The 11,699-nt window shown below is 44.7% G+C and carries 16 protein-coding genes; all 16 read left to right on the top strand.

From position 1 onward, the window contains the following. Nucleotides 1-6: 6 nt before the first annotated feature. The 16 genes from fliJ (at nt 7) to flhB (ending at nt 11,679) form a co-directional block, all read left to right on the top strand. Nucleotides 7-453 (top strand): flagellar export protein FliJ, encoded by a 447-nt coding sequence (gene fliJ, locus QP775_RS07700; protein ID WP_239328268.1) that lies wholly within the window; start codon nt 7-9, stop codon nt 451-453. A gap of 47 nt (nt 454-500) precedes the next feature. Then, nucleotides 501-1,418 (top strand): MotE family protein, encoded by a 918-nt coding sequence (locus QP775_RS07695; protein WP_285104943.1) that lies wholly within the window; start codon nt 501-503, stop codon nt 1,416-1,418. A gap of 37 nt (nt 1,419-1,455) precedes the next feature. Then, complete coding sequence (locus tag QP775_RS07690; RefSeq protein WP_285104941.1) at nt 1,456-2,754, top strand: flagellar hook-length control protein FliK; 1,299 nt, start codon at nt 1,456-1,458, stop codon at nt 2,752-2,754. 40 nt (nt 2,755-2,794) lie between these two features. Further along, a complete protein-coding gene (locus QP775_RS07685; RefSeq protein ID WP_239328265.1) occupies nt 2,795-3,319 on the top strand; it encodes a flagellar hook capping FlgD N-terminal domain-containing protein in 525 nt (174 codons plus the stop codon). Then, complete coding sequence (locus QP775_RS07680) at nt 3,316-3,723, top strand: TIGR02530 family flagellar biosynthesis protein (protein WP_285104938.1); 408 nt, start codon at nt 3,316-3,318, stop codon at nt 3,721-3,723. The genes QP775_RS07685 and QP775_RS07680 overlap by 4 nt, the downstream gene beginning before the upstream one ends. A 98-nt stretch (nt 3,724-3,821) precedes the next feature. Beyond that, the gene (gene flgG, locus QP775_RS07675; protein ID WP_239328263.1) at nt 3,822-4,643 is read left to right on the top strand and encodes a flagellar basal body rod protein FlgG; all 822 of its coding nucleotides are present in this window, start codon (nt 3,822-3,824) and stop codon (nt 4,641-4,643) included. A gap of 87 nt (nt 4,644-4,730) precedes the next feature. Then, complete coding sequence (locus QP775_RS07670) at nt 4,731-4,955, top strand: flagellar FlbD family protein (RefSeq protein ID WP_028545161.1); 225 nt, start codon at nt 4,731-4,733, stop codon at nt 4,953-4,955. Beyond that, entirely contained in the window at nt 4,952-5,416 is a 465-nt protein-coding gene (locus QP775_RS07665) for a flagellar basal body-associated FliL family protein (protein WP_239328262.1), read from the top strand. Before QP775_RS07670 ends, QP775_RS07665 begins: the two co-directional genes overlap by 4 nt. A gap of 47 nt (nt 5,417-5,463) precedes the next feature. Further along, entirely contained in the window at nt 5,464-6,462 is a 999-nt protein-coding gene (gene fliM, locus QP775_RS07660; RefSeq protein ID WP_028545163.1) for a flagellar motor switch protein FliM, read from the top strand. Continuing rightward, the gene (gene fliY / locus QP775_RS07655) at nt 6,452-7,729 is read left to right on the top strand and encodes a flagellar motor switch phosphatase FliY (RefSeq protein WP_239328261.1); all 1,278 of its coding nucleotides are present in this window, start codon (nt 6,452-6,454) and stop codon (nt 7,727-7,729) included. Before fliM ends, fliY begins: the two co-directional genes overlap by 11 nt. A 24-nt stretch (nt 7,730-7,753) precedes the next feature. Further along, the gene (locus QP775_RS07650; RefSeq protein ID WP_239328260.1) at nt 7,754-8,116 is read left to right on the top strand and encodes a response regulator; all 363 of its coding nucleotides are present in this window, start codon (nt 7,754-7,756) and stop codon (nt 8,114-8,116) included. Nucleotides 8,117-8,119: 3 nt separating this feature from the next. Beyond that, nucleotides 8,120-8,662 carry a flagellar biosynthetic protein FliO gene (locus QP775_RS07645; RefSeq protein ID WP_239328259.1) on the top strand — a complete coding sequence of 181 codons (543 nt, stop codon included), beginning with the start codon at nt 8,120-8,122 and terminating at the stop codon, nt 8,660-8,662. Between the two features lie 8 nt (nt 8,663-8,670). Continuing rightward, nucleotides 8,671-9,426, top strand: a complete 756-nt coding sequence (fliP, locus tag QP775_RS07640) for a flagellar type III secretion system pore protein FliP (protein WP_028545167.1) — start codon at nt 8,671-8,673, stop codon at nt 9,424-9,426. Nucleotides 9,427-9,498: 72 nt separating this feature from the next. Further along, on the top strand, nt 9,499-9,768 hold the full coding sequence (fliQ, locus tag QP775_RS07635; RefSeq protein ID WP_028545168.1) for a flagellar biosynthesis protein FliQ: 270 nt from the start codon (nt 9,499-9,501) through the stop codon (nt 9,766-9,768). Between the two features lie 11 nt (nt 9,769-9,779). Further along, nucleotides 9,780-10,571: a flagellar biosynthetic protein FliR gene (fliR, locus tag QP775_RS07630; protein ID WP_028545169.1), complete on the top strand. Its 792-nt coding sequence runs from the start codon at nt 9,780-9,782 to the stop codon at nt 10,569-10,571. Between the two features lie 4 nt (nt 10,572-10,575). Beyond that, nucleotides 10,576-11,679 (top strand): flagellar biosynthesis protein FlhB, encoded by a 1,104-nt coding sequence (gene flhB, locus QP775_RS07625; RefSeq protein WP_239328258.1) that lies wholly within the window; start codon nt 10,576-10,578, stop codon nt 11,677-11,679. Nucleotides 11,680-11,699 lie beyond the last annotated feature (20 nt).

Genomic DNA, 11,699 nt, shown 5'->3' with positions numbered 1-11,699 from the left:
TAGCGGATGCGCGCTTTTCAATACTCTTTTCAGAAAGTATTGGATCTGAAGACAAACACGAAAAAACAATCCGAGTGGATGCTTTCGCAGGCCATTGGACATTTGCAGATTGAAGAGGACCAATTGGTGCGAGTGAAGAATGAACGGAAAGAGGCTGCCGACACGCTACAGAGCATGATTGACTCAAGTGCCCCAGCTCATGAATTGCAGCTCTGGCAGCATTATATCGCCCATATGGATTCACAGATTTTTGCAGCCAATGAAAGAGTGCTGGCCGCTGAAGGGCGTGTTAGAGTCAGACAAGACAATCTGAAAGATTGCATGACAGATGAGAAGTTGTGGAAGAAAGCACGCGAGAAGGCGGAAGACCACTTTAAACAGCAACTTGCACTTATCGAACAAAATGAAATGGACGAAATGGCGACCGTACGTTTCCATATGGCAACTCGATAGAATTGTGACGGAAAAGGTTAACCGCCGCTGAAGCAGGAGGGATGGCAGTGGCTAAGGAAGTGCTGGAAGATAACGGAAGTCAGTATTCAGGTTTTGAACGATTTTTGTTTTTTGCAACGCCAATCTTGTTTACGATTGTGCTGTTAGTAGTCCTGCTAACGTTATTTAACGTCGACTGGCGAAATAATATTTTGAACTGGGCGCAGGATGTTCCAGTAATTAATAAAGTACTTCCTGCTCCAGATGAGAAGGAAGCAGAGAAAGACAGCAAGGACAAGAAAAGTAAAGAAGCAGCTCCTACAGAAGCAGAGCAAATTGCCGACTTGAAAAAGCTTCTGGCTTCCAAAGATAATGATCTGCGTGTGTTGGCCGAGAAACGTAAAACATTAGAGGACGAAGTCAACAAACTGACGCAGCAAGCCAATCAATCGGCGCAAAAACAAGAACAGCAGCGTGTAAACGCTGACCAGTATGATAAACAAGTGAAAGATCTGGCTGGTATGTATGCCAAAATGATGCCAAGCAAGGCTGCGCCAATATTAGAGAATTTGACGAAGGAAGAAATGGTTCTGGTGCTGCACGCGATGAAGCAGGAAGAACGCGTCAAAATACTAGAAAAAATGAATCCCAAAACTGCTGCGGAAGCATCTATTCAATTAAAAGATGTGCAGACGTCTGATAATTTGAAAATTGCTGCCTTGCAGGCTCGTCTCAAGAAAAATGAAACGGCTGCACCTGCAACAACAGGTTTGGACAAGACACAACTCAGCAAGACTTTTTCAAGTATGTCACCAAAGAGTGGTGCCAGCATCTTGCTAGAAACATCCAGAATCAATCCTGGGAAAGTATTGGCTGTATTAAATGCAGTAGATGACGCAACACGCTCCAAATTGATTGATGCCATGACGGAAGCAGACAAGCAAGCAACTGCAAAGCTAGTGTCCAAGTTGTTCCCGAACAAATAAAGTAGCGTACTGCTGTGTTTGAAAGGAGGTGATATATATGTCAATGTCAGTTTCTTCAGTACCAACAGCTAATGCGGTATCCGGAGCAAGTGGCGTCTCCACAAAAGGAGGAGCTACTGATGCCGGTGTGTTTTTCGCCACTTTATCACAATGTATGAATACGGGTTCGACGGGTCAGGAAACAATGGCGTCTCTTATGCCACTGGTTGCTTTTGCCGAAGCAGGTTCGCTAACAGATGAAGCGCTTGGTTCACTTGACGAACTTATTCAATCTTTACTGGCTGCGCTGCAGAATAACGAGTCACAGCTAGAGTCTGATCCAGCATTGCTTGAATTACTTCAGCAATGGATAGGTCAAGCACAGGCGCTGCTCACACCGCTGCAAGCAGATGTCACACCTGAGCAAGAGGCGTCAATTGATTTGCTCGCTAAGCAGCCTCAGACTGTTGCCTTTGTCGTTCGAGATCAGCTGGAGCAAATTCAACATTTGTTACGACAAGCGAACACAGGCACTACAGGAAATGCTGCGTTGAATGAGCAGGCAGGCAAGTTGTTGCAGCAATTAGGTCAAGTGCTGAATCGACCTGCCGTACAAACGGATGCTGGATTATCGCAAGCCGCAGTTCCAGCCCAAGCACAGGCGGAAGTTGGTCATACAGCTGCTGTAGCTAAGGGGACAAACGTCAATTCACAAGCAGGGCAAGGTCAATCTTTCGCGAGCTTGATGGGAGGACAGGAGTCTACTGGTGCAACAGATGATGGATTGGACCTTAACAATCAAGTCATGACAGCAGGCCAATTTGCAATGAAAGCTGAAGGCTTAAATGCTACCAAGCAAGTTCCTGTTATTCGTGCACAGCATTTTGCTCAAGAAATGTCTGGATTTATGGTAAAACAAATGCTGATTACATCACGTAACGGTGTGTCCGAAGCCAAAATTACATTGTATCCAGAAAATCTGGGGCAAGTGAATGTGCGATTAACGATGCAGAATGGTCAGTTGGTGGCACAGTTTATGACGGAGCATGCTGCAGCTAAAGATATGCTTGATCAGCAAATGTCCATGCTGCGCGGTGCGCTTCAGTCTCAGGGAATCCAGGTTGAGAAGCTTGAGGTAAGTCAGCAGACTGCTGCGGCTTCAGAAGCTTCCATGTCCTTCTCTATGTTCCAAGGAGACAGACAACCTAATGCGAACCAAGAACAACGTTCTTCACGCCGTTCAGCGGGGGGCGCGGACGATAAAGAAAACAACGGAGAGCCGATAAACGGAGTAGATTCGGAAACGGCTCGAGCTGTTCAGTCCCTTACAGGGTCTTCCTTTACCGCTAGTGTGTAATTGGTCTCAATTAATCGAGTCATAAGGAGGTGTACACATTATGACTGCGAATGCAGGTGTGGTTAACAGCTTGTTGTGGCCGAACTACAGCAAAGAAAACCTGGATCGGCTCAAGCCGACAGGTGAGATGAAGCAGTTGGGTAAGGATGACTTCCTTAAAATCTTGATCACGCAGCTGTCTAATCAAGATCCTACTCAGCCACTGCAAGACAAAGACTTTATTGCTCAAATGGCACAATTTACGTCTGTGGAACAGTTGACGAACATTTCTTCGCAACTGAATTTCTTACAGCAATCGCTTGGAATGTCATCAAACCTGATTGGCAAGGAGATCTCTTGGATCGCAAAAGATCAATCAACTGGGGATGGTTCGGGCGAGACAGTAGTGTCATCTGGCGTGGTGGATTCGATCGTTGTTCGAGCGAATGTTCCATATGCTAAGGTCGGTGACGCTGAAGTTGAGTTAAAAGATATTACGGAGATTAAAGGTCCGCATGCTGAAAGTGGTGGCAATGGCGCTAATGCCAATGCAGGGGCCGCTGTCGGGGCGGGTGATAAGCAGTGAATATAAAGTTCCCGCTTGGAGGGATTGGCGCCAACACGCCGGTTCAACCGATACAGCAATCTTATCGTAAAGACAACAAACAACCGTTACATAACGGCCAGGACGTGTCGTTTAAGCAATTACTGAATCAGGAATTAATCCGATCAGATAAACTTAACTTCAGTCAACATGCTTCACAACGTATTCAGGAGCGCGGCTTAAAGATGACACCGGAGCTAGTCGGTAAAATGTCTGATGCGATTGAGCAGGCGGCTGCTAAGGGCTCCAAGCAATCACTGCTGCTTATCCAAAACGCAGCTTATATCGTTAATGTTCCGACACGTACAGTTATTACAGCGCTTGATGACCCTTTTAAGCAGGGGCATGTATTCACGGCAATTGATAGTGCTGTATGTATTGAATAACAGAAGCAAGGCAGGCTGGACCATTCTGGAGGCCTGTGCTCATGGAACGATTGAAGTGAGCAGAATGTGATCTATTTATAAAAAGGAGGAATAATTGGATGATTCGTTCGATGTATTCAGGTGTTTCGGGTATGCGCGGTTTCCAAACAAAGCTGGACGTAATCGGCAACAATATCGCTAACGTGAATACGACGGGCTTTAAAGCTGGTCGTGTCATGTTTAAGGATATTATGAGCCAGACGATGTCAGGCGTTACAGCACCTGAGGAAGGCGAGCGTGGCGGCGTTAATGCTATGCAGGTAGGCCTTGGAGTTCAAGTAGGTTCCATCGACACAGTCCACACAGGCGGTAGTGCGATGACAACAAACAAACCACTCGATTTGCGTATTGACGGAGATGGATTTTTTGCAGTCAAGCTGAACGGTGATCAAGAGGTACCGTTTTTGACTCGTGCAGGTGATTTTCATCTGGATGCAACGCGTCAATTAGTCACATCTGACGGTTTGTTGGTTTGTGGTGCAGACGGCGGTCCAATCCAGTTGGATGAAGACGTTACTGCATTTACCATCTCCCAAACGGGCCAAATTATCGCAAAACGGTCTGATGGTACAACAGAAGCAACGGATCTTCAAGTTGGGGTAGTAAAAGTAGTTAACCCAGAAGGTTTGGAGAAACTTGGAGGCAACTTGTACCGCACGACACCAAATGCGAATCCTGATGGAGAGATCGAAGTGGTAGCAGCTAACGATCCTACACTTGGAACGGGTGCTATCATTTCCGGTCAACTTGAAATGTCCAACGTTGATTTGACAAACGAGTTTACCGAGATGATCGTTGCACAACGTGGATTCCAGGCGAATTCACGTATCATTACGACGTCTGATGAAGTGCTGCAAGAAGTTGTTAATCTGAAACGATAACATTAAGATTGCAACGCCATGCCTGATAATCCTAAGCCGCTCTAGAGCGGCTTAGGAAATGGCGCGGTATAAGGGGGTAGAGGGACCATGATTCAAGTGACGAGATTAAACGGCTCTTCTGTATGGGTGAACGCGCTGCTTGTAGAGGCAGTTGAAGAAACACCTGACACTTACATCACACTTTTTAACGGTAAAAAACTAATCGTCTTAGAAAAGGCCCCTGAGATCATCCGCCTTATTACTGAGTACATACAAAAGGTCGGTGCGGTTGGAGGTACCATCAAGTTGCAATCAACGGAGGGACAATCATGAAACGAATGCTGCCATGGTTGGTAACCATGCTGTTGGCCATCACGTTAATCGCGCTTGTCTTTATTATGCTGATGAATTCGACGAACAGTTCGCCGTCGAAGGGCACTGACAGCGCGCAGGAAATGCAGATCAAACGACTTAGCGCAGATGAAATTGTAGAAATGACAGCTACGGTTACTGATGTAAAAACGAATCTGGCAACCAACGATTATGTGGTACTGACTGGATTTGCATTTCAGTTGGACAACAAGAAGACCAAAGAACAATTTGAGAAAATTAAGGATCTAAAGGTCAAGGCTGTCATCTTAAAGACGTTGGCAGATATGAAGCCTGAGGATTTACAAGGCACTAAAGGTCAGGATCAGTTATGCGCAAAGCTGCTGGATCTGATTAACAAGACATTGCCTGAAGGTAAAGTGATTCAAGTCGATATTACCGATTTTATTATGACTCGCATCTAGCATCTTACGAAATTGATGCAGCTGATACCTGTAAGGGGGTGAAACGATTGGTTGACGTTTTGTCGCAGAACGAGATAGATGCTTTGTTAGCAGCGCTGTCTTCTGGGGAAATGGATGCGGAGGAACTGAAAAAGGAAGAAACACAGCGTAAAATCCGTTCCTACGATTTCAAGCGAGCCGTTCGTTTTTCGAAAGATCATATTCGTACATTAACACGCATCCATGAAAATTTCGCGAGATATTTGACGACCTACTTCTCAGCGCAATTGCGCACATTTGTTCAAATTAATGTCGTTCAAGTCGAACAGTTACCTTACGATGAGTTTATTCGTTCTATACCGAAGATGACCATTTTGAACATTTTTGAAGCAGAGCCTCTAAAAGGCCGCATGGTGCTTGAAGTCAATCCGAACGTAGCTCTAGCCATGCTTGATCGTTTACTTGGAGGCGCAGGGCTCGCACCTTCCAAGATTCAAGGTTTGACCGAGATTGAAACGACAGTTATGGAGCGTATTTTTAGCAGAGCATTTGATAGTTTGCAAGAAGCGTGGAAGACGGTATTGGATATTCGTCCACGTCTTGAAAGTCTGGAAACCAATCCGCAATTTATGCAGATTGTGTCTCCCAATGAAACGATTGCCCTAATATCTTTAAGCACAAAAATCGGGGATACGACAGGCATGATCAATATATGTATTCCTCATGTCGTCATCGAGCCTATCATGCCGAAGCTGTCGGTGCATCACTGGTTTGTATCTGAGAAAAAAACAAGTGAACCGATAGAAATTGAAAAGCTGCGCGAACGTGTATCGCGAGCAGAGCTCCCAATAGTTGCTGAATTAGGTAATTCGCAAATAACGGTGCATGAGCTTATGCAGCTTTCGATTGGGGACGTCATCCCACTACGCAAAAAAGTAGAAGAGGGATTGACGATCCGTGTCGGGGATCGTGCCAAATATATTGGAACGCCAGGGAACGTTAAAGACCGGTTAGCTGTACAAATCGAGCAAGTGGTAGAGGAAGGAGTGGAAGAGCATGACGAGTAAAGAGTACTTGTCTCAGGAAGAGATCGATGCATTGTTGAGAAAGTCAGGAGAAGATTCCGTAGAAGCAACGCCAACTCCTTCAGTTGAACAGTTTCTAACACCTTTAGAGATTGATGCGCTTGGTGAAATTGGCAACATTACGTTTGGTAGCGCTGCTACTGCGTTATCTACTTTGCTTGGTCGTAAAGTTGACATTACAACTCCAATCATCAAATTGTTAGATAAGAAAAATCTGGAAAGTGAATTCCCGCATCCGCACGTAGCTGTTCATGTTCACTATGTGGATGGATTCCAAGGGGTTAATTCACTAGTGATTAAGACATCAGATGCCCAGATTATCGCTGACTTGATGTTGGGTGGAGACGGACGCAACGTTGCTGGTGAATTAAATGAAATTCATATTAGTGCAGTACAGGAAGCGATGAATCAAATGATGGGTTCATCAGCTACTTCCATGTCAACAATTTTTAATCAATTGGTTAATATTTCCCCTCCAGGCATCGGCATTTTAAATGCTGAAAAAGGGGAAGGGAATGAGATGCTGCCAGAAGATGACGTGCTGATCAAAATATCATTCCGCTTGACGATCGGCGATCTTATTGATTCTACAATTATGCAGTTATTGACCATCCCGTTTGCCAAAGACATGGTGAACCGCTTGATGGGTGCAGCGGAATCCATGACTGAGATGGAAACAGAGGCTCCCGCAGCAGTTGCCGTTGACCAACCGGTTTCTTCAGGACAGATCCCGAATACACCGACGCAGCCAACTGCAATGCCAAACCATTACGAGGAACATGTTGGAGGAGGATATCCGGTGGCTCATGAATCGTATCCGAATGCTCCGCAGCAACAGGCGAATATGCATGCTTCCATGAATGCACATCAAGGTTCAATGCATGGACACTATGCGGCAGCTTCAATGGGAACAGCACCTTCACGTCCAGTGAATGTACAGCCTGTTCAATTCGCAAATTTACAAACTTCGACATATGTGCCAGCTGATGATTCAAATATAAATTTATTGTTGGACATCCCGCTAAGAGTCACAGTAGAATTAGGTAGGACACACAAACAGATTAAAGATATTTTGGAACTATCACAAGGTTCTATCATTGAATTGGACAAGCTGGCAGGCGAACCTGTGGACATTCTGGTCAACAACAAGCTGATTGCCAAGGGTGAAGTCGTCGTTATTGATGAGAACTTCGGTGTGCGCGTTACAGATATCATTAACCAGTGGGATCGCATTCAAAAACTACAATAAAAGATTTAGGGAGGATTCTCAGCGATGGCAAACCGTATTTTAATCGTAGATGATGCAGCATTCATGCGCATGATGATTCGTGACATTTTAACTAAAAATGGTTACGAAGTCGTAGGTGAAGCAGCGGATGGTGCTCAAGCGATTGAAAAGTATAAAGAACACAAACCAGACCTCATTACAATGGACATTACAATGCCTGAGATGGACGGCATTACAGCATTAAAGGAAATTCGCAAGTCTGACCCAAGCGCAAAAGTAATTATGTGTTCAGCAATGGGACAACAAGCAATGGTTATCGATGCGATTCAAGCAGGAGCAAAAGACTTTATCGTCAAACCGTTCCAGGCTGATCGTGTTATTGAAGCGATTAAGAAAACGTTAGGATAAGGTATGGTTCCAGACACACAACTACAGCAAACGTCCGGTTTCGATTACATGGGTAGCTTGTTTACCGTACTGTTATCACTGGCTGTCATTATTATTCTGATTGTGCTATTCATCAAGTTGTTAAGCCGGAAAAATAAAATGTGGCAGATGAACCAGAGTATTCGTACGTTAGGCGGAACCGGACTAGGACAAAACAAGTCGCTGCAGGTGGTCGAAGTGGGAGATGTCGTATACTTGCTCGGTGTTGGTGAGGATATCACCTTGATCGACAAGGTAAGCGATCCTGAGCAGGTTGCACATCTTTTATCTACCTTTGAACGAGTACAGGTGGCACAAGGCGCTCTGCCTGTCTCTGTCTCGGCATGGATCAAGCAATTACGCAATAAGAGACGCTCCCACACGGATAATGCTGCGCCTCATCAAGAAGAGACGGACTCATCATCTGTATCCTTTCACGAGATGCTGCATGCAAAGCTGGAGAAACAGCCTGATCGCAGCGCTCGCGTGGAACGATTGTTGAATGACAATACCAAAGAAGATCGGTAGATGGATTCATGAAGAAGAAATGCTTAGTTGCTCTGACTGCAATGACCCTATTTTCTTGCTTTGCAGCCAATTGGGCGGGAGCAGCTCCTGTCATTCCCGGAATCGATATTAAGATCGGAGATGGCGGAGCACAGTCGGGCGTAACGTCGATGTCATTAGTGCTGTTAATTACGGTATTGAGTCTGGCTCCGGCTATTCTCATCCTCATGACTTCGTTCACTCGAATTGTGATTGTTCTGGGCTTTGTTCGTACTTCTTTAGGTACCCAGCAGATGCCGCCCAATCAGGTGTTAATCGGCTTGGCGCTCTTTATGACATTGTTTGTGATGTCCCCAACACTAGGTCAAGTTAACGAAGTAGCGCTGCAGCCTTATTTGAAGGGTGAAATTACCCAGACTGCTGCTTTAGAGAAAGCTGCAGTGCCAATGAAGAAATTTATGTTCTCTCATACGAGAGAGAAAGATTTACTATTGTTTATGAAATATACGAAGACAGAGAAGCCAAAGTCATATGAAGATATCCCGATTACCGTATTGGTTCCTGCTTATGCGATCAGTGAACTAAAGACGGCATTCCAGATGGGATTTATGATCTTTATACCGTTTTTGGTCGTTGATATGGTAGTAGCAAGTACCTTGATGTCAATGGGGATGATGATGCTGCCTCCGGTCATGATTTCATTACCTTTCAAAATACTGCTCTTCGTTATGGTAGATGGCTGGTATCTCGTTGTGAAGTCGCTCTTGATGAGCTTTAATACCTGAAGACGCTGCTTGGCAGTCCGGCAGCGATTCACGCGTGAATATCATTAGTGAGTGCAGGGAAGGGATCAGTCGATGAGTGCAGAGTTTATTATCGGATTGGCCGGCCAAGCAGTGTTTGCTGTATTAAAGATCAGCGCTCCGATGCTGATTGTAGCTCTGGTAGTCGGCTTGTTAATTAGTATATTTCAAGCGACAACCCAGATTCAAGAACAGACGCTTGCGTTTGTTCCAAAGATTGTCGCCGTGTTTATTATTATTTTAATTTTTGGACCGTGGATATTAACCACAATGATAGATTTTGCGTTTAATATTCTTAACAATTTGCATCAATATATCGGTTAGGCTGTGGAACCATGGAAATCGTAACTCAGGCGTTCCCTGTTTTTTTGCTTATGTTGTGTCGAATTAGCGCGTTCTTTGTCGCAGCACCTGTCTTTTCTTCGCGAGGCGTGCCGAATATGTTTAAGATTGGACTCGCTTTTTTTATCAGCATCATCGCCTATTTATTGTTTGGCCTGGGGCATAGTGTCCCTACGGATGGCACGTACATAATAATTGTTGTCCGTGAGATATTGATAGGGTTGCTCATTGGATTTATTGCGCAGTTGTTCTTTACAATTGTGCAGATTGCGGGTTCCTTTATCGACATGCAAATTGGCTTCGGGATCGCCAACGTTATCGATCCGCTTACTGGAGCTTCTGCACCGGTCATTGGTAATTTTAAGTACATATTTGTGGTACTGCTGTTTCTCGGTATGAATGGCCACCATTACTTTATCGACGGTGTGATGCAGAGCTTTAACTGGCTTCCCGTTAGCAACGATACTTTTTTTCAGCAGATCAGCAACGGCACTGTTCATCAGTTTGTACTGAAGTCGTTTGCTCAAGCTTTTATGATTGCGTTTCAAGTAGCTGCACCATTAATAGTGGCATTGTTTTTAGCAGATATAGCGCTTGGATTCCTGGCTCGAACTGCGCCGCAGTTTAACGTGTTTGTCATTGGGATTCCATTCAAGATTATTATCGGTTTGGCTATGTTGCTACTAATTGTACCGGGTTTTGTGTATGTGATGCAGCAAATATTCGAAACTTTGTTTAAAGCGATGGGCGAACTACTGCGTGTGCTGCCGGGAACGGGGGCCTAAATTAATGGAACATCTAAAACCTAAATATCGGCTCTCGTTGGATTTGCAGCTCTTTTCACAGGAAAAGACAGAAAAGGCAACACCTAAGAAACGCGATGATTCGCGGAAGAAAGGGCAAGTTGCCAAAAGTATGGACCTTTCGGGTTCATTCATTTTATTAATATCATTTATGAGTCTGTTTATGTTAGGCGGCTTTTTTAAGGAACGACTTATATCCATGTTCAGCGATCCGTTGCAGCATCGGCTTAACATGCAGTTGTCAGTGAACAATATTGTAGACTATTTTGGTCATTTATTGGTTCAATTCCTTATTTTGCTTGCTCCAATCTTTATCGTTGCGGTTGTGATGGGATTGTTAGTGAATTACATGCAGATTGGCTTTCTGTTTACTGGCGAGCCGTTAAAAATGCAATTCAGCAAAATCGATCCGATTAAGGGTTTTAAAAACATTTTTTCCATGCGTTCAGTAGTCGAATTCCTTAAGTCTATTATTAAGTTGACTGTGATCGGCGTGATTGCGTACATCTCCTTGTGGGGGGAACGGGATCGAATCATCGAGCTCAGTCATGTACCACTAGGCGGCATATTGTCTTATACAGCAGAACTTACAGTCATGCTGGGAATTAAGACAGGAGCAGCCTTAACGGTCTTGGCAGTATTCGACTATATGTATCAGAAGTATGAATTCGAGAAAAGCATCCGGATGTCGAAGCAAGATATTAAAGATGAATATAAGAAGATGGAAGGCGATCCGCTAATTAAAGGAAAGATCAAGGAACGCCAGCGTCGAATGGCTCTTATGAGAATGATGCAGGAAGTTCCAAATGCGGACGTTGTCATCACGAACCCGACGCACTTCGCCATTGCCTTGCGTTATGAGGGCAATTCGATGGAGGCTCCTAAAGTGATTGCGAAAGGACAAGATTATGTCGCTCTGAAGATAAAAGCAATTGCACAGGAGAACGGCGTCATGACTATGGAGAATAGGCCACTCGCGCGAGCGTTATACGAGCGAACTGAAATCGGCGATTCCATTCCGGCCGATTTGTTCCAAGCGGTCGCAGAAGTACTGGCATATGTATACAAATTAAAAGGCAAAGCAAAATGAGCGGACAGGGATGGAGGACA

Origin of the sequence: Paenibacillus sp. UMB4589-SE434, from assembly GCF_030226685.1 — a bacterium.
Lineage (GTDB): Bacteria > Bacillota > Bacilli > Paenibacillales > Paenibacillaceae > Paenibacillus_B.
The sequence above is the reverse complement of the archived record's forward strand: the minus strand, read 5'-3'. Positions and strand labels throughout refer to the sequence as shown.